Raw genomic sequence first — 24,794 nt, 5'->3', positions numbered from 1 at the left:
GATGAAGAAGCCTTTTTCCATTGCATGCACTATCCTGGCGGCGCTAAGCGCGGCTACCCAGGCATTCGCATTCGAGCCGAACCGCCCGGTCGAGTTCGTCGTCGCCTCGGGCGCCGGCGGCGGCACCGACAACTTCGCTCGCACCATCCAGTCCATCATTACGAAGTACAAGTTGATGGATCAGTCGATGGTCGTCCTGAACAAGGGTGGCGGCAGCGGCGCGGAAGCGTTTCTCTATGCAAGGCAGAACAAGGGCGACGCGAACAAGCTCTATTTCGGAACGAACAACGCCTATCTACTGCCCCATGTGGCGAAGATGGCCTACTCGACCGAGGATCTGACGCCCGTTGCAGCTCTTGCGTTTGACGAATTCCTGATCTGGGTAAAGTCCGATTCCCCATATGGGAAGCCTACGGACCTTGTTGATGCCGCCAAGGCAAAGCCTGGAACGGTTGCCTTTGCCGGCAGCCAGTCCAAGGATACGGACGAGACGCTTGTCGCCCTGATTGAACAGCAGACTGGCGCGAGCTTCAAGTACGTGCCGTTCAACGGCGGCGGCGAAGTCGGCGTGCAGCTGGCCGGTGGTCACGTGGCTGCAAACGTCAACAACCCGAACGAGAATATCGGCCAGTGGCAAGCTGGCGCCGTGAAACCTCTCTGTGTCTTCTCGTCCACGCAAATGGCAAAAAGCGAGCCGATCCATGACGGCAAGGGCTGGCAGGATATTCCGACCTGCATCGAGGCCGGGATTCCGATCGAATCCTACAAGATGCCGCGCACTGTCTGGACTGCAGCCGATGTTCCGGAGGATGCACTCGCCTACTACACCGAGGTTCTTCGCAAGGTGAGCGAAACCTCCGAATGGAAAGAGTATGTGCGCAAGACGTCGCAGACCGGTGATTTCCTGACCGGCAAGGCGCTCGGCGAATTCATCGCGACCAGCGAGACGAATGCCGTCAAGGTCTTCAAGACCGAAGGCTGGCTCGTCCAGTGAGATGATCGGTCCGGCGGGCGCCGCCGGACCGGTTCTTTCTCATAGGGAGGATAGCAAATGCACATTAAACGCATCCACATGGAGCTGGTCGCCGCGACACTGACCGCAGGGATCGGACTTCTTGCTGCGACGGGCTCGCTCGATCTTGGAGTCGGTTGGGAAAGCTCTGGCCCGCAACCTGGTTATTTTCCCTTTTATGTCGGGCTGATTGTGCTCCTGGCGAGCGTTGCCTCCGCCGCGCAGACGCTTTTTGCACTTCGACGGCACGGAGAAAAGCGCCGTGAGATCTTCTTGGAGGCCGAACAGGTCAGCCGTCTGGCCTCCTTTTTCTTGCCGATGGCGGTTTTCGTGGTCGTTGCCATCCAGCTTGGCCTTTACGTCGGCAGCGCGCTCTATCTCTTCTACGTCTCGTGGAGACAGGGCAAATATCATCCCCTTGCAGCCGTTTCCCTTGGTCTCGGATTTGCCGTGGCACTTTATCTGATTTTCGAGATCGTCTTCCAGATCCCGCTGCACAAGGGTCCGCTCGAAAACATGTTCGGCGTTTACTGAACGACAGGGAGGCTTCGATGGGAAATTTTGGGCTGCTGCTGGACGGATTCCAGATCGCTTTGACGCCCTACCACATCATGCTCATGGTGGTGGGCGTGATGCTTGGCTTGATCGTCGGCGTACTGCCGGGCCTTGGCGCGCCGAATGGCGTGTCGTTGCTCATTCCGCTGACGTTCTCGATGGATCCGGTGTCGGCCATCATCCTGCTCGCGTCGATGTACTGGGGTGCCCTGTTCGGGGGATCGACTACCTCCATCCTCTTCAACATTCCCGGTGAGCCGAGTTCGGTCGCCACGACGTTTGATGGCTATCCGATGGCCCGCGCAGGCCAGCCCACGCGCGCGCTGACACTTGCCTTCATGTCGGCGGGCATCGGTGCGCTTGCCGGGGTCGTTGTCATTACGCTTCTATCTTCGTGGGCAGCAAGCTTCGCCTTGCGTTTCGGCGCACCGGAATATTTCGCCGTCTATTTCCTTGCCTTCTGCGCTTTCGTCGGGATGGGCAGCGCTGCTCCGTTGAAAACGGTGGTTTCGTTGGGACTTGGGCTTCTCTTCTCGACAGTTGGCATGGATACCGTCACCGGATCGCTTCGTCTGACATTCGGGCTTGACGTGCTCATTGGTGGCATCAGCTTCCTTGTGGTCGTCATCGGACTTTTCGGAATTGGAGAAATCCTCGCGACGGTCCAGGACGGCCACAAATTTCGCGGCCTCTCGTCAAGGATCGATCTGCGCGACGTGCTCCGCACGATCGCTGAACTGCCCAGATACCTCACCACAGTCATCCGCTCCTGCGCGGTCGGGATCTGGATGGGCATCACTCCGGGTGGTCCAACTGCGGCGTCATTCATGAGCTATGGCATCGCACGGCAATGCTCCAAGCCGGGCCAGGCCTTTGGCAGCGGGCGTGCGGAAGGTATCGTCGCACCAGAAACGGCCGATCATTCGGCGGGAACGTGCGCGATGCTGCCGATGCTGGCGCTCGGCTTGCCGAGTTCGGCGACAGCTGCCGTAATGATGGGAGGACTGATGATCTGGGGCCTCACGCCCGGACCGATGCTCTTCACAACCAAGCCCGATTTCGTCTGGGGCTTGATCGCCAGCATGTATGTGTCGAACATCGTCGGCGTAATTTTAGTCCTTGCCACGGTGCCGATGTTCGCAGCGCTCCTGCGCATTCCGTTTTCGATCATCGGGCCAGTCATCGTCGCGATCTGCTTCGTCGGCGCTTATACTGTCTCCAGCGAGACGTTCGACCTCTGGCTGGTGCTCGTCTTCGGCGTCCTAGGCTTCGTCTTCAACAAGCTTGAATTCCCGATTGCCCCGCTGGTGCTTGCTATGGTGCTTGGCCATAAGGCTGAAAATGCCTTCCATCAATCGATGATCATCTCGGACGGCTCCCTTGGCGTCTTCTTCTCTAATCCGCTTGTCGGGACCATCACCACGCTGGCGCTGGCGCTCGTCGTCGTTCCCCAGGCCGTCAAACTGCTCTCCCGGTTGCGGCGGCGGGGTGCGGCAGGCTCGGCCCACTAGGGCCGGCCGCCGCTTTTTCTTACGAGGTTGGAGTCATCATGAACTACCATAGCTACTTCCCCAAAGGCGCCGCCCCCGTTGAATGCTGCATCGTCGGCACCGGTGCGTTCGGGCGCAGCTTCCTCGGTCAGAGCCGCAGAACGCCGCTCGTCAGCACGCGTGTCGCGGTCGATCTTTCCGCGAAAACTGCAGTGGCCGCACTGCGTTCGATCGGGGTACCTGCCGATGAAATCGCTCTTTGCCGGACAAAAGAGGAGGCCGCGGCTGCCTGGGTCGAGCATCGGTTCATCGCAACGGACAACCTTGAGACAGTGCTCGCTCTACCGTTTACCGTGGTCGTAGAGGCGACTGGCCATCCCGAAGCCGGCGCGCGGCATGCGCGCCTCGCCATCGATGCCAGCAAGCATGTGGCGCTCGTGTCAAAGGAGGTCGACAGCGTGGTGGGCCCTGGTCTCGCTGCGCGGGCACGCCGCAACAATGTGCTGGTAACACCTGTCGATGGCGACCAGCCAAGCCTTCTCATGGGGCTCATCAGCTGGGCCCAGGTTCTCGGTCTAAATATCATCGCTGCCGGCAAATCCAGCGAATACGACTTCGTCTTTGATCCGGCCGAAAACATGCTGACCTGCAACGGCACGTCGCTCTATGCTCCGGAGTTTGCCGCATGGCTCGAGCTGGGCAGCCTGGCTGCCCCGGATGTCGCCGCGGGCAGGGCGCAGGCGGCTGCGGCGCTGCCTCAGAGGACGGTGCCCGATCTTTGCGAGCTGACCCTTGTTGCCAATGCAACCGGCTTCACGGTGGATCGGTTGGATCTGCACGCCCCCATCGCACGGATCGGCGAAGTGGCAGACTTCTTCTCTGCGGTGGAGGAGGGTGGTCTGCTCACTCGCAAATCAACTCTAGACGTGTTTCATTGCCTCCGTCTCCCTGGCGAAGTCAGCTTCGCCGGTGGCGTCTTCGTTACAGTCGAATGCAACGATGCGGAAACATGGGCCATGCTTGCTGAAAAGGGCCACGTGGTCAGCCGGTCGGGCCGTACCGCAATGCTCTATCTACCGCGCCACCTCCTGGGAGTCGAAGCGGCAAGCAGCATCCTGGAAGTCGGCCTCAAGGGCGTGTCGAGCGGGGCCGAGGCGCCGAAGCCGGTCATTGACCTCGTCGCCCATGCCGATGCCGACCTGTCGGCGGGAACGCTACTTGCGGCAAGCGGTCATCATCATTCGATCACCAATGTTTCGGGCAGAATGGTGCCTGCGCAGGCGATGTCGGCCGAAAGTCCGGTGCCTTTTTATCTCGCCGCCAACCGCAGGCTGGTTCGGCCGGTATCGGCGGGAAATCCGATCCTATGTGGTGACGTCGAAATCGATGGAAGTTCCGAGCTGTTGAGGCTGCGACAGGAGCAAGACCGCATATTTTCGCATGACAACGGCGCGATCGAAGTCGGTTAAAAGCCTACTTATCTTCTATCTCAGCAGGCCATATTTGGGCGCCATGCAAGATACGCAGGATACGAATCCTGCATCACCGCATAGGCCGCAATATAAGGTGTGCGCGGGATAACAAGTTCGCGTGTTCCAGCAATCCGGCCGGGACGTCCGCTTTCAGGAAACTCAAGGAGACGACGCGCGGCGCGCGAACGACCTCTTCATCGACATGAACCGCCGCGCGCGGGTTTTCTGCTTCGATATCGCTGAAGATACTGTCGCGATCATCAAGAGCGTATTGCGACCAGACTAGTCTCATCAGTCGCTTGCCTTAAGCAGTGCTGCTGACCGGCGTGCACTGAAATGCTTATCGGCGTCGGCGTCTTCGATGTCGGCGTGCGTATCCTCGAGCGCTTCCAGTACTTTAGCACGGAACCAGGCATCGTGGACGTCGCTATTGCTGACAAGCTCCAATGGCAAGGCGCCTTCGTTTGCGGTTCGGGTCAATAGGATGCGGACAGCATCTGAAACCGTCAGTCCCATGTTCTCCAGCACCGCCGTTGCGCGCTCCTTGACGGCGGCGTCAATCCGAGTCTGAACCAGCGCGTTTGAAGCCATACGCTAATCTCCCTTTTGGATGTTGAAAGTGTAATGCATTTGCATGACATACACCAGAGCCACCATACTTTCTGTCATTCCTTCTCGACGAAGCGGGTAGGCGTGATTCGCGGCGAACGTCGGCAACTTGCTTCCCTGGCAAGGATGATCTGTAAGGCGTCGACCCATAGATAACGAAATATATATAGTCGTCTTCGATCAGGGATGACAGTTGCGCTTCTTTCAGCCCAACAGGTGATGCTTGGCTACGGCCATGACCTCGCGCGTCAGGTCAACCAGCCGTTCCGCCGCTAGACGGTTCATTTGCCAGTACAGAGGAACGTCCAGTGGCGTTTCCGGGATCAGTTCCACCAGACGCCCGGAGTCCAAGTGCTCGCGCACGAGGGGGGCCGGGTTCATGCCCCATCCCATGCCGGAAAGGCTGGCCTCGATGAAAGCCTGCGTCGAAGGCAGCCAATGGGTCGGAGGGCTGAGGTCTTCTCCGAGCACCTGACGTATCCACCGGCTCTGGAGCCTGTCCTTTTGATTGAAGGTCAAGGCGGGCGCATTGCCGATAGCCTCTGCCGTTACGCCCTGCGGGAAATGCCGGGTAACGAAATCGGGGCTCGCCGTTGCATGATAGCGGAGCGCGCCGAGAAACATGCGCCGGCAGCCCTGAACCGGCTTTTCCAGGCTGGAGACGGCAGCGACCACCTGCCCACGCCGCAGCCATTCGGCGGTATGATCCTCGTCATCGATCGCAATGTTGAGCAGATACGCAGAGCGTCTGGCGAAGGTTGACATGGCCGTCAGGAACCATGTTCCAAGACTGTCGGCATTCGTCGCAATGTGCAGCGTCACCCTCGGCTCGGGTTTGGCCGGATCGACAAGGGCGGGCAGATGCTCGAACAGATCGGCTTCGAGCATGCCGACATTCTCCATGTGCCGGCAGAGCCATTCTCCCTTCTCCGTTGCAGTGCAGGGAGTGCCCCGCGCGACCAGAACGATGCCAAGACGTTCCTCAAGCTGTTTCACCCGCTGCGAGACAGCCGAGGGCGTCACGTTGAGAATGCCGGCGGCCTTTTCGAAGCTACCTGCTTGAACGACCGCCGATACGGCGCGGAGAGCGGAATAGTCGATCATGAGTTAGTTTTGCTTAATCAGGGTTAGCAACATTAACTATCCTAAGTCGACGGGATGCGATAGCGGAAAGTCTCGATATTTCGGGGAGCGGTTTATGGTGAATTTTCCGGTTTTTGGGACCGGCCTCATGATGGGGCTCAGCCTGATTGTTGCGATTGGCGCGCAGAACGCGTTCGTGCTGCGCCAGGGCCTGCGCAACGAGCATGTATTGGCCGTCTGCCTCGCATGTGGTTTGTCGGACGCTGTGCTCATCACGCTGGGCGTGACCAGTTTCCGGCAGATCAGCGCGTTGCTGCCCTGGCTCGATCCGGCAATGCGCTATGGAGGAGCGGCGTTCTTGATCTGGTACGGCGCAAAAAGCCTTTATTCCGCCTTCCGCTCGACGGGAGCGCTGGCGGTGCAGGAGGCGGGTCTATCGAATTTTCGAGCGACCCTTACCACCTGTCTTGCTCTTACCTGGCTCAACCCGCACGTCTACCTCGATACGGTCGTGCTGCTTGGCACCATCTCGACCCGGTTTCCGGGATACGAGGTATCGTTCGCGGCGGGAGCCGCAACCGGCTCGTTTCTGTTCTTCTTTTCGCTTGGCTACGGTGCGACCTGGCTACGGCCGATCTTCTCGAAGCCGGCATCGTGGCGAATTCTGGAAACGCTCATTACTTTTACGATGTGGATGATTGCCTTTAACCTATTGAGGGAAATGTAGCCGCCGATCTGCCGGGATGTCCGCATGGGTCGGGAGCACCGCCCGCTATCCCGCTTTCGGCGACGTCATAAAAAGTCGATCGTGGCGCCCAAAGATAGAGACAGGCGCCCGGTTTGCACGTTACGTTACGTTTCGACCGACCTACCGTAATAGCCAACAGCATGATTGGGCCTCAGATTGTCTGCCGAACTCCACCATCTCCTGATTGTCTACACCGCCTATGTGATCGCAGCCGGAAGCCCCGGCCCCAGCAATATGCGGATCATGGGGGTGGCGATGCATAACGGGCGGCGTGCAGCCCTCATACTCGCTGCCGGCGTGGTCAGCGGTTCGATCTTCTGGGGTGCGATGGCTGCAACAGGTGTCTCAGCAATCCTGACCCGCTATGCGGAAGCGCTGATCGTACTCAAAATCTTCGGTGGTCTTTATCTTCTTTATCTCGCCTTCAAGGCGGGCAAAGCCGCACTTGCTTCGGGCGATCAGGCTGTGTCGCATACGGGGCCGAATGGCGCCGCAGTGTCGGGAACAGATCTCTACCGGCGCGGCTTACTCATGCACCTCAGCAATCCGAAATCGATCCTTGCGTGGATCGCCTTGGTGACGCTGGGCCTTGGCCCGAACTCGTCATGGCACACGCTTGCGGCGATCCTTGGCGGTTGCGCGGTGTTGAGCGTGACCATCTTTTGCGGCTATGCGGTCATTTTCTCGACCGCACCCATGGTGCGCCTGTACCGTCGCGCGAGGCGCTGGATCGAAGGAGTACTGGCCCTGTTTTTCGGCGTTGCCGGTCTCCGGCTGCTACTGGCGCGCGCGTAAGGTATGGGAGAAGCATCATGAAGCTCTTCGCGGGCCTCTCGGCCTTTTCCATCACGCCCACGGATGCCTCCGGATGTGTCGACACGGCCGCGCTTGCGCGCCTCCTCGAACGCATTTCTGCGGCCCGCGCCGACTCGATCGGACTGCTGGGAAGCACCGGCGGTTACGCTTTTCTTTCGAGACACGAGCGACAGCGTGCCGTCGAGGCGGCAATGGCGTGCGTTGGCGGGAAGATACCTGTCATCGTCGGTGTCGGCGCGCTGAGAACCGACGAGGCTCAGGCGCATGCCCGTGATGCGAGGAAGGCGGGAGCGAATGGTCTTCTGTTGGCTCCCATGTCCTATACTCCCCTGACGGAAGAGGAGGTGTTTCAGCATATTTTGGCCGTTGCGGAAGCGGGTGAGCTGCCCTTGTGTATCTACAACAACCCGAGCACCACCCGCTTCACCTTCACCGACGATCTGATCGTCCGTCTGGCGAGCGCACCGAACATAGTCGCCGTGAAAATGCCGCTTCCCACCCACGGGGATGTCAAGGCTGAACTTACGCGTTTGCGAAGGCGCACGCCGGACGGCTTCGCAATCGGCTACAGTGGCGATTGGGGCGCGGCCGACGCACTGCTGGCGGGCTGCGACGCCTGGTACAGCGTGATCGCTGGCCTGTTGCCTTCCGAAGCCGTTGCTCTCACGCGAGCAGCCCAAGCTGGAGACGCCTGCGAGGTCGAGGGCCTCGATCAGGCCCTTCAACCCTTGTGGAGGCTGTTCAAGGAGTTTGGCAGCTTCCGCGTAATGTACGCGATAGCTGACGTCCTTGGCGTTTGCCGAACCGCGCCTCCACGGCCAATACTTCCCTTGCCGCCAGCCGACATGCCAAGAGTGAAAGACGCACTCGATCGTATCTATATCTAACCCCACATGGGCGCATTTGAGACCTGGCCAAGGTGGCGTTACGCCTCCGCGGGCGGTGTGCCAATATCCGCAAGAGTGGTCTTGTGGTGCGTCATCTGAGGCTACATTTAGCCTCATCTGGAGCGAGGATTGAATTATGTTGGCCTTTGAAGACCTTGCGAACGTACTCGGCCTTCCTGCCAAGGAGGCGGCTCTTCGGTCGCCGTTCGGGTGATATCGCGCATCGAGGGTGGGCTGCCGATCGCTGCACTGGAGCGGGTGCCCATCTGCTTGCGCCGGCGCCCATGGGATCTGACGGGCGCCGTTAATTTCATCGTCGGCAGGCGGTTGCGTTCGGCTGCGGCACGCTGCGTCAGACGAGCCCAGGCACGACGAAGACCAACCAGGCAACCAGCGGCCCGATGATCGCGATCAGGGCGCTATAAATCAGCAGTTGACGCAGCACTTTCTCGCGTTTGTCATCCGGGGCGTTGGCAACGACGAGTGCGCCATTGGTGGAAAACGGGCTGGTATCGACGATCGTTGTCGAGATCGCGATTGCCGCTACCACGCCGACGGCGCTGATATGACCTTGCAGCAGGAATGGCACCGCCAAGGGAATGATGGCGCCAAGGAGCGCTGTCGAGGATGCAAAGGCCGAGACGATGGCGCCCGTGAAGCAGAGCAGCAGCGCAACCAAGAGCGGCATGCCGAGACTTGAAATGCCGTGCGCGACATAGTCGACCGTGCCGGCCTTTTCCATGACGCCGACATAGGTAATGATGCCTGCAATCAGCAGCACGGTCGACCAGCTTACCTTGTCGATTGCCGCCTTTTGAGTTTTCGGTGACAGCAGCGCGAGAGCGACTGCGACAGTCATGGCGACCAGACCCACATTGAACTTGAAGACCAGGGCACCGATGCCGAGAGCCGTCAAGCCGATCAAGGTGGATATCCGCTCGCTGGTGAGGCGGAATGTTGCAGCAGTGTCGGCGGCCGTGCCGTAAGCATGCTCTCTGATCGGCTTTGCGGGTGTACCCCCATGGCCTCTGATCGATGCCGATACGCCTTCAGGGTGCAGATCGGGCAAGGGGCCGAACAATACCGATTGCTGCTTCATTACTCGCGCACCGCCAAAAACGAAGAACACCAGTACGGCAATCGCCAGATTGAAGAAGAAGCTGGAAAGGAACAGCGATGTCGGAGCCAAAGGCAGCCCTGCCTTTGCGACGATCTGATTGGTAATGCCGCCATAGACACTGATCGGCGAAAAGCCGCCGGCCTGTGCGCCATGGATGACCATCAGGCCCATCATCACCGGGTGGATCCTGTATTGCACGGCAAAGCTCAGCGCCACCGGCGCAAGAATGGCTACGGCTGCCGGCCCCAGCGCTCCAAAGCCGGTGATGACCGCAGCGACCAGGAACATCACCCAGGGAATCCATGCGACATGCCCTCGGACCAGGCGGACGGCGCATTCAACAAGCCAGTCGATGGTGCCGTTGATCTGCGCGATCGCAAAAAGGTAGGTCACGGCGACCAGAGTGAGGAATAGATCGCTCGGAAAACCTGCGAAGATATCGTTGGCTTTCATACCGATGATCAGCGTGCCGAGCAGGAACGTGCAGGCGAAAGCAAGTGCGCCCATGTTGATTGGCTGGATCGTTGCGACGACAAACATGCCGATCAACAAGAGTATGGACAGTATTTCGATGCTCATGATTCCCCTCCCTCCGGCGCTCTCGCGCCGGCAGCTTTTCGTTTGCAACAATTGAATATGTCTGCGCGCCGTCCTCCCAGAGGGCGCACAGGCGGATCAGGTCCTTGCGTAAAGGTCGGCGTATTTCTGCCGAAGAACGTTCTTTTGCACCTTGCCCATGGCATTGCGCGGCAAGTCCTCGGCGAAGATGATGCGCTTCGGCTGCTTGTACCGTGCGAGCCGGTCGTGGAGCGCATGAAGAATGGCGCCTTCGTCAAGCACCGTATTGGGTTTGCGCACCACGATGGCCGTGACGCCCTCTCCGAAATCGGGATGAGGAACTCCGATGACGGCACTTTCGGCGACGCCATCGAGTTGGTCGATCTCGCCTTCGACCTCCTTGGGGTAGATGTTGTATCCGCCGGAAATCACCAGGTCCTTGCTACGACCGACAATGTGGACATAGCCGTCCGTGTCGATCTTGCCGAGGTCGCCGCTGATGAAGAACCCGTCACAGGTGAATTCGGCTGCCGTCTTTTCCGGCATACGCCAGTAGCCCTTGAAGACGTTCGGCCCCTTGATTTCGATCATCCCGGTTTCATCGGGCGGCAGCACGGCGCCGGTGGCCGGATCCGTAACGCGCACCGTCACTCCAGGAAGGGGCAAGCCGACTGTTCCGGCGATCCGCGCTCCGTCGTAGGGATTGGACGTATTCATGTTGGTTTCGGTCATCCCGTAGCGCTCAAGGATGGCATGACCGGTGCGCTTTTCGAACTCGACATGCGTTTCGGCAAGCAGGGGCGCCGAACCAGAAACGAAGAGGCGCATATTCGCGACCGCCTGCTTGTCGAGGCGGCGGCTCTGCAGGAGGCGCACGTAAAAGGTCGGGACACCCATCAGCATGGTCGCCTGCGGCATCAGCGCCACGACCTCGTCTGCATCGAACTTCGACAGCAGGAACATCGAGGCACCGGCAAGTAAAGTGACGTTGGTGGCAACGAACAGCCCGTGCGTGTGGAAGATGGGCAATGCGTGGATCAGACGATCGCCGGATGTAACGCGCCAGCAATCGCGCAAGGTCGTGGCGTTTGAAAGAAGATTTCCATGCGTGAGCATCGCCCCCTTGGAGCGGCCCGTGGTTCCTGAGGTGTAAAGGATCGCTGCCAGATCATCTGCCGAACATGACGCATCCACGAAATCAAGTGGTTCGTCCCTCGCAAGATCGAGCAACGAGCCCGTACCGTCTGCGTCGAGCGTTTCGACGATTGCGCCATGAGCCTTCGCAATTGTTGCGACCGCCTCACGCTGAACTGGCGAGACCACAACCAGGCGCGGCTCGGCATCGCCAATGAAGTAGTCGAGTTCGGCGAGCGTGTAGGCTGTATTCAGTGGCAGATAGACAGCGCCACAGCGAAGGCAGGCCAGGTAGAGGATCAGGGCTTCGGCGCTCTTTTCCACCTGCACGGCAACCCGATCGCCGGGACGAATACCGAGGGCGTCGATCGCACTGGCGATACGGCCTGAAAGGTCCAGCGCCTCGTCGTAGGTCCAGATCCGTCCGCCATTGATGCGGATGAATGGCGCATTGCCGGGTGCGGCAGCCCGTATGGCGTCGAAAAGATGGTTGCTCATGTCGCCCTCCTCCAATTGCTGTTTTACGACTCGCGCGAAAGTCCGCGAAGCCTGACGACTTTTGTGGCGTCCCCGTTGCGGCCGAGGAGATTTTTGACAGCCGGTGAGGCTGCAACTTCGCCACGCTGCGCAAGGGCCTCGTGGTTGGCTACAATGTCGTCGAGCTTGTAGAGATAGTTGACCATCAGGCCGTGCGCCTGCGTCATCGCCCTGGCCGAGTGGTCGGCCAGAAAATTCAATCTTTCCAGTCGCGCCCCGTTGCCCAGATGGAAACGGGCGACAGGATCAAGCGGGCGACCCTGCGGCGTGCGTTCGATCAAAAAATACCGCGCCGCAAGCGGCAGCAACACGCGCTCCACCTCAACCGCCTTGGCCCTGTCGTCTGCCCATCTCGGGTCGTCAAGTAGCGCCAGGGTTTTGCGATCGGCATCCGACGGCACCGGGCTGGCTGCCGAGGCACGCGCTTTGGCAAGCCAGCGGGCAAAGCCTGGAACGGGTGAGAGCGTCACAAAATTCTTCAATCCGGGCAGGTCTCGCCGCAGGTCCTCGACGACCTGCTTGATCAGAAAGTTGCCGAAGGAGATTCCGCGGAGGCCGTCCTGGCAATTGGAGATCGAATAGAAGACAGCCGTCGTCGCCTCGTCGGCGTTGATCTGCTCTCTGCCTTCGTCGAGCACGTCCGCGATGGTGTTTGGTACCGACCGCGTGAGTGCCACCTCGACGAAGACAAGCGGTTCGTCTGCGAGGCGAGGATGGAAAAAGGCAAAGCAGCGACGGTCGGCTGGCGCCAGGCGGCGGCGCAACTCCTCCCAACTGGCGATCTCGTGCACGGCTTCGTATTTGATGATCTTTTCGAGAATGTGAGCCGGCGTCGACCAGTCGATTGGCCGAAGTGTGAGAAAGCCGCGATTGAACCAGGAGCCGAAGAGGTGGGCAAAGTCAGTGTCGATGGCGCGATATTCGTCCGCTTGCGCGGCTAAAGCGAGAAGTTGCTGACGCATCTGGACCAGCTTGGCCGTACCATTGGGCGCTTGGTTCAATCGGCGCAGGAGTTCCTGGCGCCGTGGTTCAGCTGCCTGATGGAGCGCCGTGATCGTCGCGGAGTTCTTTTGAGCACGATACGTTTCGATCGCCTGATCGAGTTTGGCCGTGTCTGGCCCGAACCTGTCATAGAGCATTTTCAGAAACTGTTGCACGCCGTCTGCTTCGAGTTTGCTCCACCGATCGAGGATCTCGGCAGCGATGGCCATCCCGGACGCCTCGCCGCGGCTCGACATCAGCATTTCACAGAGGGTTTCGAAATCGACTTTTGTCGCATCCGCCGGCGTACGCGAATCCGCAAACAAAAGCTTGCGTCCGCGATCCGTGATGTTTTGCAGCATGTCGCTGAAAAATGAGGTTCCAGGCATGCCATTCTCCTCCCTGCTTCGCGGCGATAAAGGCGTCCCCGTCGCCACCGTTCTCATTTCTAAGGCTTCGCGGTATAGTATTTAAATTGGCGCATATCGCGTACAATGTCAATGATTGTGTATACAAGAAACTGATTTGAGTATTATGAAGGTGGAACGCATGTCTGAAAATGTTGGCAGGTGGCTTCGAGACGAGATTGAAAATGCTATTCTTTCCAATGAGTTCGCGCCCGGCGAACGGTTGGACGAGATGGTGCTCGCCACCCGGTTCGGTGTATCGCGGACACCCGTCCGCGAGGCGCTGATGCAACTCAATGCGATTGGGCTTATCGAAATTCGCCCGCGCCGGGGGGCTATCGTCATCGATCCGGCGCCGCACAGAATTTTCGAGATGTTTGAGGTCATGGCGGAGCTCGAAGGCCTGGCCGGATCGCTCGCCGCCCGCCGGCTGGACGACGAATCTCGCGCGGCAATCACGGCTGCCCACAGGCGCTGTGAGCTGTCAGCCGGGGCCGGCGACAGCGATGCCTATTATTACGACAACGAGGAATTCCATAAGGCCATCTACGCAGCAAGCCGCAGCGAGTTCCTTGAGGAGCAGTGCCTGCAACTGCATCGGCGCTTGCGCCCTTATCGGCGACTTCAGCTGCGTGTGCGTAACCGCCTGTCGACGTCCTTTTCCGAACATTGCACCATTGTCGATGCAATTTTCGCCGGAAACGGCGAGGAGGCTCGCCGCCTGTTGCGGGTACATGTCGGAATACAAGGCGAGAGGTTCAGCGATCTGGTCGCCAGCATGACGACAAGGTGAGCGCAGGTCGAAGGTAGCAAGCTGGCGCCACCGGCATTTCTGTGCGTTCTGGAATCCCAGCGTAACCTGAAAAGGATATGAGCGCAGGTTCGTCGGCCATTTCGCCTGGCATGGGTCGGGCGTCCTAGTGTCGGATTTGGCGCTAGTGATCGAATTCATCTTTGCACTCAGATGGAGATAATCCTTCAAGCATGCTTTCAGAAGCAGATGCTCTGCCGGCAATGGTTTTGGAGATTGCATTGCGCACGGAGAGGTCATATATTCTGTACGAAATATAAGGCATCAGATGTGGCGAGGTGATAGCGATGGCTGAGGCCATGAAGATTGCAAGGCAGAATGGGCCGCTGGTTCTATCGTATATGGATAGGTCTGGCAGGATCGTAGTCGATCGGCTCGTGGACGGGTTCGGCATGTCCAAGACCCAGCTCGCAGAAACCGCAGGGCTTGCACGAGAGACGCTGTATCGGGTGGAGCGCAGCGGCACGGCCAAAACGCAAGGTCGCCTGCGTGAAATGCTCGAGATCATCAGCCGCGTTACAGATTGGGCGGGCGGTAAAGAGCAGGCCATGGCCTGGTATCGGGCCCAGCCGCTTCCGGCATTCGGCGGGCGCACCGCCGAATCGCTCGTGAAAGACGGCAAGGCAGCTGCCGTTCGCGAATACCTCGATCATATGGCCCTCGGCGGTTTTGCTTGAGGTTCGTCGGAACCTGCTATCGGGCGCATGATCCTCGTTGGGCCTTCAAGCCGGTCTCCGGTGATGGAGCGGCGATCAGGGGTGCGCGTTTCAATCCCAAGGGTGTGCCAGCGCTCTATCTGGGCCTGAGCATCATGACGGCAGTGAAGGAGGCCAATCAAGGCTTTGCTCATCGGATCGATCCGTGTGTGCTCTGCTCCTACGAGGTCGATTGCGACCATATCGTGGATCTGACGGTAGAAGAGGGAAGGGGAGGATTTTCCGTCGCATTGGTGGATATGGCCTGCGCATGGGCTACGGCTCTTAGTATTGGAGATCGGCCGGCGTCGTGGGCGATTTACGATCGCCTGCGACCTCAAGGCGTTTCAGGTATTCTTGTTCCGAGCTTCGCACCCGGGGCCGAGGGCGATGACAAGAATCTCGTGCTCTGGGACTGGGGCGCGGCGCTTCCGCACAAGGTAACGGTGGTCGATCCAAGCGGTCGGATGCCGAAAGACCAGCTGTCCTGGCGCTGAGGCGACGGGATGCTCTTAGGGTGGTGGGTCCAATCGAATTTCACTATCGAAGGGCTCCTTCGTTGAAGCCACGGGCTGACAAGCTTCAGGCAGACGGGCCTCGTCCAGGAGGGCCCTGACGGAGGACGGTTGCCATTTACGGCCCCCACGCGCCGGCGGCCCACGCATCTGGTCCAACTGAGCTGCAATGTCGCGCAACGAAAGATCAGGATCGGCAATTGCGATCCCGGCGACCAGTTTCATCAGATGAGCCTCAGGGGGCCGCCGCGGCGACCGGGCAAGCAGTTCTGGTTCCACAAGCTTTTCGCGTACCATCCGATGGATCGCCCGGTGAAGTCGTTCGGCCGTCCAGTCGTGACCTCGGCTATTGAGGATTCGCATGACATTGTCCCAACTGTGCTGCGGCCGTACGGTGGGCAGTCATGTCTGCGCCGACGAGATCAGTTCGTTCAGGTAGGCTCGTTCGCGAGCCGCTGAAACGGCACGGATTGCCTCCGGGCGACGTTCGCGAGGGCCGGGGTTGCCGGCAAGTCGGCCAGCCTGCCTTGGCGGCCTTCATATCGGCCTTCGTGCGCTCCGCAATAAGGGCGCGCTCGAGCTGGGCGACAGCGCCGAGCACTTGCAAGGAAAACATGCCCTGCGGTGTGGAAGTATCGATCGCCTTTCGACTGCTGCTCTGGAATATTTGAGCTATTTGAAAGAAAGCTGGTGACGTTCCTAGCCATACCGTTTGCTAGGTGGGGAATGATGATGAGGAGTTGCCTGCGCCGGCCGCAATCTACAAGGTTTGGCTAAAGCCTATCGACACTGCGCTGCTCCTCGACGTCATGAATTTCCCCGACGAACGCCCGGAGGTTCGACTCGTTGCACGTAAACAGCGCATTGGGCTCGTGACGGAATGATGCCCACGACCGCTGAAGCCGTTGGATGCCTCGCTGTGAATCAGGACCGAGTCGATACCTGGATGCGACGTGCAATCTCCCTAAACCCTCGACCTAAAGCGGGGCCGCGACCGGTGCGCCGATCGCGACCCCGCTGTTTTTTCTGTTTCTGCAGTACTTCCAGACCGTCGCCGGATATCGGCGGGGTCAACCTTTTTGTGCTGAATCGCGGAGGGGAGCCGAAACAATGCCTGCCACCATGCTTGGTCAGGGCGACGCGCAATATAAGAGCGGTCGAAGGCGCTGAGATCGTCATCCTCCTGCCGGAGAGCAGTTCATCCTGTCCAATACCTCGGCCCCGGCCCCTTGCGTCCTGCTACATCAGCAGGGTTGGCCAGGCTACAGCGGTCGATCGACAGGCAGCCACAGCCGATGCACTCGGTAAGCCCGGTCCGCAGGCGCTGCAACTCGGCTATGCGCTGGTCGATGCGCTTTGCCCACTCCCCCGACAATCGCGACCAATCCCGACGCGAGGGCACGCGTTCGGCTGGCAACTTGGCGAGCTCGGCGCCGATCTCCTCAAGCGTCAACCCAATGCGCTGCGCGAAAATGACGAAGGCGATCCGGCGCAACACGGACCGGTGATAGCGCCTATGCCCCGACCCGGCCCGCTCGGACGCTATCAGCCCACGCTCCTCGTAAAAACGCAGGGCTGACGAGGCGACGCCGCTACGACGCGACACTTCTGTGATGGTCAGCATCGAATCCATGCATAAACGAGAGCACGATTCTCGCTTGACTTCAAGCTAACTTGAACTTGTAGCAAATACCTTTGCGGATTGAAGGAGCACCGGCTATGCAGACGAATATCGATCTTCAGGGACTGCGTGTGGCCGTCACCGGCGGCACGTCTGGCCTCGGACTGGCGCTTGTGCGGCAGCTTGCCGAAAGGGGTGCGCGCGTCGCCTTCGTCGCCCGCACCGCAGCGAATGTCGAACGCATAGCAGACGAGACTGGCGCGCACGGCATTGTCGCCGATATCGGCAAGAAGGACGACATTTACCCGATGGCCATGCAGGTCAACGCCATCCTTGGCGGAGTCGACGTCCTGATCAACAATGCGTCGAACCTCGGTCCTGTCCCTCTGGCGCTTCTGGCCGATACAGAGTGTGAGGAGCTGGAAGCAGCGCTTGCAGTCAACCTCCTCGGCGCGTTCCGGCTGACGAAAGCCCTGTTCGGCGCGCTTGCCGCGTCCGCTCGCGAGGGCCGCGGCGCGGTGGTGGTCAACATCTCCAGCGACGCGGCGGTGACTGCCTATCCCGGCTGGGGCGCGTATGGTGCGAGCAAGGCCGCTCTTGCCCATTTGACGGCGATCTGGGACGAGGAGGCGAAAGACGATGGTATAAGGATCCTCGCGCTCGACCCCGGCGATATGGACACCACGCTACACGCGCTGGCGGTTCCTGACGCCGATCCATCGGCATTGAAGCGTCCCGAACTGGCCGCTGCCGAGATCATTGAAAAGATGCTCGACGCGTTGCCGGTCTGGGCTGGGCTTCACGCCGGAGAACATGCATGATCGCCGCCGACCGCCCCGATCGGCACTCCGCCAGGCTGCTCGTCGTCGAGGCGGACGGCACGATGCGGGATTTGCCGCGCGTCGGGCTCGCGACGCTTTTCAATCCCGGCGATCTGGTCGTCGCCAATGACGCCGCAACCTTGCCTGCTAGCTTGCACGGCACGCATGTCCCAACGGGCGAGGCGATCGAGATCCGCCTGGCAGGCTGGCTATCACTTCCCGGTCCCACCCGCTTCGTGGCGATTGCCTTCGGCTCGGGCGATCACCGCACGCGCACGGAAGACCGGTTGCCTCCGCCGACGCTGGCAGCAGGCCACCGCCTCCGGCTCGGCCCACTTGAAGGGGTCGTCGAGCGTCTTCTCGACCATCCTCGACTACTCGAGCTGTGCTTTTCAGGCAACCGCGCAGCGGTGCTTGCAGGAATGGCGCAGCACGGCCGGCCAATCCAATACGCGAATGTTCCTGAGCCGTTGGCATTGTGGGATGTTTGGACGAAGATTGCCGCCCGGCCGTTCGCGTTCGAGGCGCCGTCGGCAGGCTTCGCGCTCGACTGGCGCACGCTCAACGCCTGGCGCCGGCGCGACGTTGGCTTCGCAACACTCACGCATGCCGCGGGCGTTTCTTCCACCGGCGATCCGGCGCTCGACTCGCGCCTTCCCTTCGATGAGCCATATTGCATCTCTGAGCGCACCGCAGCGCAGGTCGCGCGGGCAAAGCTCCGCGGCAGCCGCATCATCGCGATCGGCACGAGCGTCGTGCGCGCGCTCGAGGCAACCGTTAATCCCGATGGCAGCGTGCGTGCCGGAAATGGCATTGCGACAGGGCGCATAGCGCGGGACACTGCGCTTCGCGTGGTCGATGCGATTCTCACGGGCGTCCACCAGCCCGGCGAAAGCCACTTCGAGCTCCTGCGCGCCTTCGCCGATGATAACTTGCTCGCCAAGGCCTCCGCAGCGCTCACCGCGTGCGGCTACCGCGCGCATGAATTCGGCGATTCTGTGCTGCTGAACTGCTCGCCGCTGCTTTTATCGATGCGATCAGCGGAGCTCGTCGAGGTGCATAGTCCTTTGCCTAACCAATCGGAGCGCTGGCATTAGATGTGGTGTCCGCGCTGGCAAATCGATGTAGCTTATCGAACGATTCTCCGTTTTGATCCGCAGGCCAATGGAAACTTCGCTTTATCAGCCGGTCAAAGGCTTTCTGGAAAAGGCAGGATACGTCGTCAAGGGTGAAGTCGGCGGCTGCGATCTCGTGGGCGTGAGCGATGACGATCCGCCTGTTGTCGTGGTCTGCGAACTAAAGATGAGCTTCAATCTCGAGCTCATCCTGCAGGCCGTCGACCGGGCCGCCGTTTCGGACGAGGTCTGGATCGCGGCCCGAGTTTCGCGCAAGGGCAAAGGCCGCGAGGCAGATAAGCGCTTTCGCGATCTCTGCCGCAGGCTCGGCATCGGCATGCTCGGCATTTCAGATGCCGGCGACGTCAGCATCATCGTCGGCTCAGTATCATCGATGCCGCGGACCAATCCGAAGCGACGTTCAAGACTGATGCGCGAGCATCAGGAACGGCGCGGCGATCCAGCCCTCGGCGGCAGCACGCGCACGCCGGTCATGACGGCATATCGCCAGCAGGCGCTCGGCTGCGCAGCCGCATTGGCATCCGGCCCCCTGCGTGTGCGGGATATCAGGCGTGGTGTACCGGAGGCCGGGAAGATCCTGCTTTCCAATGTCTACGGGTGGTTTGAGCGGCTCGACAGAGGCGTCTACGGCTTGACGGATGACGGACGGGAAGCACTGAAGCGATGGCCGCAGTGGGAGATGCAGGCGGCGCAGTAGCCATGCCGCTGTGGCCGCCAGTTCTATAAATCAATATTACGATGCTGATGGCTGAGATCGTGAATGAAGCCGGCGACGAATTCTCCCGCGTCCACATCCGTGGCGTCACCTGATCCATATCGTCCAGAGGCGGTACACGCTCTCTGCGTAGGTCAAGGTTACGAATTCAGCGTGATTTCACATTTCAGACGACCGGTGCTGTTTTTCTGATGCCACGCCTGCCGTCAGGACTTCGCGTCAGATCGTTCATGGATTCGATGGCCGTCGGAGAAGGCGGCTTTCCGCCAGCGATCGCGACGTACCAAACGTTGGTATCGCTATCGAAGTAGAGCGAAGGTCGAGCATGCAACTCGTCGTGCAATTCGCGACGAAGATGATGGTCCGTTCCGAGGTAGGCGTCTTTGTTCAAGGCCTTCAATCTGCGCTATTTGGGGCCGCGCCGTCCGGCGCGGCCAGTTCAATGAGGAGTGACGATCGCCAAGGCCAGTTGTCGAAGGTTAAGGGTGCCGATGGCCGCTCCCGTCGAATCCGTCACGGCGGCGTCCTCATCCGCGCGTCGATCGGTCAATATCCTCATTGCATCTTCGATTGTCGTTCCCGATGCTATGTTCGTGCCGTTCAGCCGGTGTCCGGGTTCGGCCGGCGTCATAACCGCATCCACGTGGATGACCCGTCCCCGATTGACCTCCTTCACGAAGTTGGCGATGTATTCGTCGGCCGGTCTAAGGACGATGTCCTGGCTGGTGCCTTGCTGAATGACCTCGCCGTCCCGCAGAATGGCTATCTGGTCACCCAGGCGGAGGGCCTCATCGAGATCGTGAGTGATGAATACGATCGTCTTTTTGATCTCCTTTTGCAGGTCCAGCAGGACGGTCTGCATGTCCATCCTGATCAGCGGATCGAGTGCCGAGTAAGCTTCGTCCATCAGCAGGACCGGCGCGTCGTTGGCGAGCGCGCGGGCAAGGCCAACGCGTTGCTGCATGCCACCTGAAAGCTGATTGGGATATTTCTGTTCGAATCCCTTCAGTCCGACGCGCTCGATCCATTGCATGGCGGTCTCGACGCCTTTGGCGCGAGGGACACCTTGGACTTCCAATCCGTAGATCGCGTTTTCAAGCACGTTGCGATGCGGAAGCAGCGCAAATTTCTGAAACACCATTGCCGTCTGGTGGCGACGAAACTCCTGCAGTTCTGCGGGGTTCATCTTGACTACGTCGACACCCTTCACCAGGACCTCGCCTGCGGTCGGATCGATCAAACGGTTGATATGCCTGATCAGCGTGGATTTCCCGGAGCCCGACAGGCCCATGATCACCTGAATGCAACCAGCCGGCATCTCGATGTTGATATCTTTCAGACCAAGCACGTGCCCGTGCTTTTCGTTCAGTTCGGCTTTGCTCAGACCGTTCCGGACGGCGTCGACATAGGCAGCGCCGTTAGGCCCGAAGATCTTGTAAAGGTTGCGTATTTTTATCCCTTCGAAGCGTTTTTTATCAACCATGGACCACCTCCCGGTGCTTCTGCAGGCGGTGTCCGTATGCCTGGCTGACCCGGTCGAAGATGATTGCGATGCCCACGATGGCGAGTCCATTGAAGATCCCCAATGTAAAATACTGATTGGCGATGGCCTTGAGAACAGGCTGACCTAGGCCCTGCACCCCGATCATCGAGGCGATAACCACCATGGCAAGCGCCATCATGATCGTCTGGTTGATTCCGGCCATGATCGTCGGGAGCGCCAGAGGGAGTTGAACATTTCTCAGCTTTTGCCAGCTTGAGGAGCCAAAAGCATCGGCCGCCTCCAGGACATCCTTGTCAACGAGGCGGATGCCAAGGTTGGTCAATCGGATCATCGGAGGTATCGCATAGATAACGACTGCGATAAGTCCTGGCACGCGTCCGATGCCAAGCAGCATGACCACAGGTATCAGGTATACGAAGCTGGGCATCGTCTGCATCACGTCAAGGAGTGGATTGATCACTCTCTGGACCCGGTCCGACCGCGACATGAGGATTCCAATCGGAATTCCGATCGCGATGGACAAGATGGTGCAGACGAGGATCATCGAGATGGTCCGCATGGTGTCGTCCCACATGTCGAGGTAGCCGATTGCCAGCAATGTCAGAAGACAGCCCAAGACCACCTTGACGCTTCGGCTGCCGGCCCACGCGATGGCTAAAATCATCAGCGTAATAATCGGCCATGGCGTCTGCGTCATGAAACGCTCTGCGGCCATCAGGAAGTGCTGCAGCGGCGAGAACATGGTTTCGATACCTTCACCGTAAGCGCGGGTGAACGATCTAAATCCGTCGTCTATCGCCTTCTTGAGATTGCGAAGAGCGTCATCATCCATGTGCGGGAATTTGTAAAACCATTCCATGCGGTTCCCCTTTTCTTAAAAAGAGCCGGCCAAATTCTTCTTATTTTCGGCGTTTACGTGTGCGGTGCGCATGGATACGCACCGCACAAAGGATTTACAGAGAAGCTTCGATTTTCTCTGCTGCTTCAGGCGAGACCCACTTGGTCCAGAGGCCCTTGTTTTCTTTCAGGAAGTGTTTCGCACCATCTTCGCCGGACGCTTGATTTTCAGTCATCCAGGCCATCAGCTTGCCGACCGTGTCGTTGCTCCAGGAGCGCTTTTCGAGATAGCTCATGACCTCAGGACCGACCTTTTCCGAGAATGGTTTCGCCACCAGGGTTACGACCTTGTCGACAGGCCAGGCGTTCGGCTTCGGATCAGGGCAATCGGCCACGGTGTTGCAGCGCTTCCACTCGGCCGCATCATGGGGCACACCGGCATCCAGCTTTACCATCTCATACTTGCCCAGAAGCGCAGTGGGAGCCCAGTAATATGTCGCAAAGCCCTGCTGGCGCTCATAGGCTTTTGCAATCGCCCCATCGAGGCCGGCAGCCGAACCAGTGTCAACAAGGGTGAAGCCCGCCTTGTCAGCGTCGAAAGCCTTGTAGAGCTGCGAAGTGACGATCGTTCCTCCCCAACCCTGGGGGCCGTTGAAAATCGCGCCCTTCTTCTTATCCTCCGCATCGGGGACAAGTTCGGGGTGTTTCAGCATGTCGGGGATCGTCTTGAGGTCGGGATGAGCCTCGGCAAGATACTTGGGAATCCACCAGCCTTGAACGCCGCCATCGGGAAGAGGGGAGCCCACTTGAATGATCTGACCTTCTTCCGTTCCTTTCTTCACGACATCCGGCAGAAGGTCGATCCAAGCTTCGGGCGCGATATCCGGCTGGCCCTTCTCCGCCATCGAAGTGATGGTCGGAACCGTGTCACCAACGGTGATGTCGGCACTACATCCATAGCCTTCATTCAGAATAATCTTGTCGAGGTTTGAAAGAACCTCTGCGCTTTGCCAGTTCATGCTGGCGATCGTCACGCTTCCACATTCTGCGGCGCTGACAAGCGATGTTCCGCCGAGAAGGCCGAACATCAGGCATGTTGATGCAAGGAGTTTGTTCATTATCGTTCCCTTTGTTGAGCGGCGCTTTTTGAAGCGGGGCGCTGCGTTAGCCCGCTCATGCGGTCGTCAGGAGGCGTCTCCCATACTCACCGATTTTTTGAATGCTGCCGAAAGTCCTTCCGAAACGGTGGCTTCCAGGCCAAAAGCGCGCATCGCCTCGATCGCCGCTGCGGTCGTACCCCGATAATCGAGAAACGAATTGACGACGTTGTTCGGACAGTCATCTTGATGCTCAAGCAGGGCCCCGGCCCCTATCAGCACGGTGTTCACGGCGCGCCGTGCGATATCTGTAGGAAGGCCGTGGTCGACGGCATCTTTCATCATCGCGGCGGCGAACAGCGCCGGAAACGCGGGCCCCGACCCGGACAAGCCGGTCAAATAGTCAATATCGCTTTCGCCATTCACTTCGTCTTCGACGCCAAAAGCACGAAAGATACGACGTGCGATGCTTCGATCGGCCTCGTCCATGTCGCCTGATGCAATCCAGGGCGTATAGGATCTGCCAACTTCAGCCGCGGCGTTGGGTAGGGCGCGGACAACGCGGCCCGTTTTATGATGTGCCGCAAGCTGGTCCAGGCGGATGCCCGCCATGACAGAGATGACGAGTTTGCCGTGGGCGTCGACCGACAGAGACGGCCAATCGGCCGGACGGACAGAAACGATGATCACGTCCGATCGATCCGCAAGCTCCTGGTTGTCTTGCGTGCAGTGAACGTTCGGAAAAGACGCGGGCCTCTCATGCCGATAGGAGAGTGTCAGTCCTTCGTGCTCAACAACGCCCTTGTTGAGTATCGCGCTGGCAAGGGCTTTCCCAAGCCACCCTCCGCCACCGATCACGCCGATCCTTATTGAGTCCTGCATCCGCTTCTTCTCATTTCGGTTTATGGCCATGCCTGGCAAAGAAGCGGTCAAGCTCTCTTTGCTGGGGTATTTGGCCGGTGTAGATCGCGATATATTCGGGAATACGCTTCATTCGCACCGCGATCTCTTCGCGGGACTGCATCGAGATGTAGCCGATCTGAACGAGATAGGTCGTCCGGGCTCGGACGTCGGCTGGTGTTTCCTCGTATCCAAAGCGCACGAACATTCGCTTGAGAGCCTCAAGCCGAACTTGATCTGCCTTTTGGACCTCGAAAAGAATCTCTTCCGATTGCAGCGCCCAACTGCGCACTGCAAATTCGAACTTGGAGTCAAACAAGTTCTGATCGAGCCAGCAATCAAAAACGTTAAGCATGGCCTCGGCAAGTGATTCCGCGTAGGCTTCGCTCTGCTTTATTATGTTTCCTGTGTTTTTCTCTCGCCAGCGCGCAATCAGGCCGGCAAGCGAATTCTTCGCGATCCTTGAAGAACCAATAGAAGCTCGTCCGAGAAAGGTTGAGTTTCTTGGCCAAGGGGAGAATTTTCACTGAATCAACGCCCGACTCCAGCAGAGATTCGTAGGCCGCTTCCAGCCATCCCTCCTGCGATCCGCGCCAACCGGTATCGTTCAAAGCCTGCTCCATGATTGACCTCCTAACAAAAAACGAAACCCGACACAAGAAAAATGTACACCTATGTCGACAAAAGCGACTTTAGTGTTTTGTCTGTTGACACGTATGTACATTTCCGCATA

General features: G+C 59.2%; 23 protein-coding genes and 5 pseudogenes. 14 read left to right on the top strand and 14 right to left on the bottom strand.

The genetic code is table 11. From position 1 onward, the window contains the following. Nucleotide 1: 1 nt before the first annotated feature. The 4 genes from QA644_RS29570 to QA644_RS29555 are packed head-to-tail and all read left to right on the top strand — an operon-like array spanning nucleotide 2 to nucleotide 4,526. The gene (locus QA644_RS29570) at nucleotides 2–994 is read left to right on the top strand and encodes a tripartite tricarboxylate transporter substrate-binding protein (protein ID WP_239600317.1); all 993 of its coding nucleotides are present in this window, start codon (nucleotides 2–4) and stop codon (nucleotides 992–994) included. A gap of 57 nt (nucleotides 995–1,051) precedes the next feature. Beyond that, entirely contained in the window at nucleotides 1,052–1,546 is a 495-nt protein-coding gene (locus QA644_RS29565; RefSeq protein ID WP_194730824.1) for a tripartite tricarboxylate transporter TctB family protein, read from the top strand. A 17-nt stretch (nucleotides 1,547–1,563) separates the two neighbouring features. Continuing rightward, nucleotides 1,564–3,078 carry a tripartite tricarboxylate transporter permease gene (locus QA644_RS29560; RefSeq protein ID WP_074072324.1) on the top strand — a complete coding sequence of 505 codons (1,515 nt, stop codon included), beginning with the start codon at nucleotides 1,564–1,566 and terminating at the stop codon, nucleotides 3,076–3,078. Nucleotides 3,079–3,116: 38 nt separating this feature from the next. Continuing rightward, on the top strand, nucleotides 3,117–4,526 hold the full coding sequence (locus QA644_RS29555; RefSeq protein ID WP_283072738.1) for a flagellar biosynthesis protein FlgA: 1,410 nt from the start codon (nucleotides 3,117–3,119) through the stop codon (nucleotides 4,524–4,526). Nucleotides 4,527–4,530: 4 nt separating this feature from the next. Here the strand turns inward: QA644_RS29555 and QA644_RS29550 are convergent. From QA644_RS29550 to QA644_RS29540, 3 genes and pseudogenes are all read right to left on the bottom strand, one after another. Next, a pseudogene (locus tag QA644_RS29550) lies at nucleotides 4,531–4,821 on the bottom strand (type II toxin-antitoxin system RelE/ParE family toxin). Next, nucleotides 4,821–5,120: a type II toxin-antitoxin system RelB/DinJ family antitoxin gene (locus tag QA644_RS29545; RefSeq protein WP_283072737.1), complete on the bottom strand. Its 300-nt coding sequence runs from the start codon at nucleotides 5,118–5,120 to the stop codon at nucleotides 4,821–4,823. Before QA644_RS29545 ends, QA644_RS29550 begins: the two are co-directional and overlap by 1 nt. Nucleotides 5,121–5,342: 222 nt before the next feature. Then, on the bottom strand, nucleotides 5,343–6,242 hold the full coding sequence (locus QA644_RS29540) for a LysR family transcriptional regulator ArgP (protein WP_283072736.1): 900 nt from the start codon (nucleotides 6,240–6,242) through the stop codon (nucleotides 5,343–5,345). A 97-nt stretch (nucleotides 6,243–6,339) separates the two neighbouring features. Here QA644_RS29540 and QA644_RS29535 point away from each other — a divergent pair, with 97 nt between their 5' ends. The 4 genes and pseudogenes from QA644_RS29535 to QA644_RS35260 all read left to right on the top strand — a co-directional run. Continuing rightward, entirely contained in the window at nucleotides 6,340–6,948 is a 609-nt protein-coding gene (locus tag QA644_RS29535; protein WP_194731907.1) for a LysE/ArgO family amino acid transporter, read from the top strand. Nucleotides 6,949–7,125: 177 nt separating this feature from the next. Continuing rightward, complete coding sequence (locus QA644_RS29530; protein ID WP_194730828.1) at nucleotides 7,126–7,764, top strand: LysE family translocator; 639 nt, start codon at nucleotides 7,126–7,128, stop codon at nucleotides 7,762–7,764. Nucleotides 7,765–7,781: 17 nt separating this feature from the next. Next, nucleotides 7,782–8,672, top strand: a complete 891-nt coding sequence (locus QA644_RS29525; RefSeq protein WP_283072735.1) for a dihydrodipicolinate synthase family protein — start codon at nucleotides 7,782–7,784, stop codon at nucleotides 8,670–8,672. 136 nt (nucleotides 8,673–8,808) lie between these two features. Continuing rightward, a pseudogene (locus QA644_RS35260) lies at nucleotides 8,809–8,950 on the top strand (antitoxin); the annotation flags it as partial. Nucleotides 8,951–9,024: 74 nt separating this feature from the next. Here QA644_RS35260 and QA644_RS29520 read toward each other — a convergent pair. The 3 genes and pseudogenes from QA644_RS29520 to QA644_RS29510 form a co-directional block, all read right to left on the bottom strand. Next, a complete protein-coding gene (locus QA644_RS29520; RefSeq protein ID WP_283072734.1) occupies nucleotides 9,025–10,371 on the bottom strand; it encodes an SLC13 family permease in 1,347 nt (448 codons plus the stop codon). 96 nt (nucleotides 10,372–10,467) lie between these two features. Further along, the gene (locus QA644_RS29515; protein ID WP_283074052.1) at nucleotides 10,468–11,982 is read right to left on the bottom strand and encodes a malonyl-CoA synthase; all 1,515 of its coding nucleotides are present in this window, start codon (nucleotides 11,980–11,982) and stop codon (nucleotides 10,468–10,470) included. A gap of 24 nt (nucleotides 11,983–12,006) precedes the next feature. Next, nucleotides 12,007–13,391: pseudogene (locus tag QA644_RS29510) on the bottom strand (malonyl-CoA decarboxylase); the annotation flags it as partial. 160 nt (nucleotides 13,392–13,551) lie between these two features. On the opposite strand from QA644_RS29510, the gene QA644_RS29505 reads away from it, so the two are divergent. From QA644_RS29505 to QA644_RS29495, 3 genes are all read left to right on the top strand, one after another. Continuing rightward, a complete protein-coding gene (locus tag QA644_RS29505; protein WP_194731908.1) occupies nucleotides 13,552–14,202 on the top strand; it encodes a GntR family transcriptional regulator in 651 nt (216 codons plus the stop codon). Nucleotides 14,203–14,507: 305 nt separating this feature from the next. After that, nucleotides 14,508–14,897 (top strand): antitoxin Xre/MbcA/ParS toxin-binding domain-containing protein, encoded by a 390-nt coding sequence (locus tag QA644_RS29500; protein ID WP_194730833.1) that lies wholly within the window; start codon nucleotides 14,508–14,510, stop codon nucleotides 14,895–14,897. Beyond that, complete coding sequence (locus QA644_RS29495) at nucleotides 14,894–15,412, top strand: RES family NAD+ phosphorylase (protein ID WP_194730834.1); 519 nt, start codon at nucleotides 14,894–14,896, stop codon at nucleotides 15,410–15,412. Before QA644_RS29500 ends, QA644_RS29495 begins: the two co-directional genes overlap by 4 nt. Nucleotides 15,413–15,427: 15 nt before the next feature. Here the strand turns inward: QA644_RS29495 and QA644_RS29490 are convergent. Then, nucleotides 15,428–16,070: pseudogene (locus QA644_RS29490) on the bottom strand (recombinase family protein); the annotation flags it as partial. 558 nt (nucleotides 16,071–16,628) lie between these two features. After that, entirely contained in the window at nucleotides 16,629–17,063 is a 435-nt protein-coding gene (soxR, locus tag QA644_RS29485) for a redox-sensitive transcriptional activator SoxR (protein WP_194730835.1), read from the bottom strand. A gap of 86 nt (nucleotides 17,064–17,149) precedes the next feature. Here soxR and QA644_RS29480 point away from each other — a divergent pair, with 86 nt between their 5' ends. From QA644_RS29480 to QA644_RS29470, 3 genes are all read left to right on the top strand, one after another. Beyond that, nucleotides 17,150–17,872, top strand: a complete 723-nt coding sequence (locus QA644_RS29480; protein ID WP_194730836.1) for an SDR family oxidoreductase — start codon at nucleotides 17,150–17,152, stop codon at nucleotides 17,870–17,872. Then, the gene (locus QA644_RS29475) at nucleotides 17,869–18,969 is read left to right on the top strand and encodes an S-adenosylmethionine:tRNA ribosyltransferase-isomerase (RefSeq protein WP_283072731.1); all 1,101 of its coding nucleotides are present in this window, start codon (nucleotides 17,869–17,871) and stop codon (nucleotides 18,967–18,969) included. Before QA644_RS29480 ends, QA644_RS29475 begins: the two co-directional genes overlap by 4 nt. Nucleotides 18,970–19,036: 67 nt before the next feature. Continuing rightward, a complete protein-coding gene (locus tag QA644_RS29470) occupies nucleotides 19,037–19,705 on the top strand; it encodes a DUF2161 domain-containing phosphodiesterase (RefSeq protein WP_283072730.1) in 669 nt (222 codons plus the stop codon). 184 nt (nucleotides 19,706–19,889) lie between these two features. Here QA644_RS29470 and QA644_RS29465 read toward each other — a convergent pair whose 3' ends face one another. From QA644_RS29465 to QA644_RS29440, 6 genes and pseudogenes are all read right to left on the bottom strand, one after another. Further along, a complete protein-coding gene (locus tag QA644_RS29465) occupies nucleotides 19,890–20,054 on the bottom strand; it encodes a hypothetical protein (RefSeq protein WP_246763499.1) in 165 nt (54 codons plus the stop codon). A 108-nt stretch (nucleotides 20,055–20,162) separates the two neighbouring features. After that, entirely contained in the window at nucleotides 20,163–21,206 is a 1,044-nt protein-coding gene (locus tag QA644_RS29460) for a glycine betaine/L-proline ABC transporter ATP-binding protein (RefSeq protein ID WP_283072729.1), read from the bottom strand. Then, the gene (locus QA644_RS29455; protein ID WP_194730840.1) at nucleotides 21,199–22,086 is read right to left on the bottom strand and encodes a proline/glycine betaine ABC transporter permease; all 888 of its coding nucleotides are present in this window, start codon (nucleotides 22,084–22,086) and stop codon (nucleotides 21,199–21,201) included. Before QA644_RS29455 ends, QA644_RS29460 begins: the two co-directional genes overlap by 8 nt. A gap of 94 nt (nucleotides 22,087–22,180) precedes the next feature. Continuing rightward, nucleotides 22,181–23,182 carry an ABC transporter substrate-binding protein gene (locus tag QA644_RS29450; RefSeq protein WP_283072728.1) on the bottom strand — a complete coding sequence of 334 codons (1,002 nt, stop codon included), beginning with the start codon at nucleotides 23,180–23,182 and terminating at the stop codon, nucleotides 22,181–22,183. Between the two features lie 66 nt (nucleotides 23,183–23,248). Beyond that, nucleotides 23,249–24,043, bottom strand: coding sequence for a pyrroline-5-carboxylate reductase dimerization domain-containing protein (locus tag QA644_RS29445; protein ID WP_283072727.1), 795 nt, complete (start codon nucleotides 24,041–24,043; stop codon nucleotides 23,249–23,251). A gap of 10 nt (nucleotides 24,044–24,053) precedes the next feature. After that, nucleotides 24,054–24,684, bottom strand: a pseudogene (locus QA644_RS29440) (TetR/AcrR family transcriptional regulator). Nucleotides 24,685–24,794: the final 110 nt, after the last annotated feature.

The organism is Rhizobium sp. CC1099, assembly GCF_029714385.1.
In the GTDB taxonomy this organism is placed as follows: Bacteria; Pseudomonadota; Alphaproteobacteria; order Rhizobiales; family Rhizobiaceae; genus Rhizobium.
The sequence above is the reverse complement of the archived record's forward strand: the minus strand, read 5'-3'. Positions and strand labels throughout refer to the sequence as shown.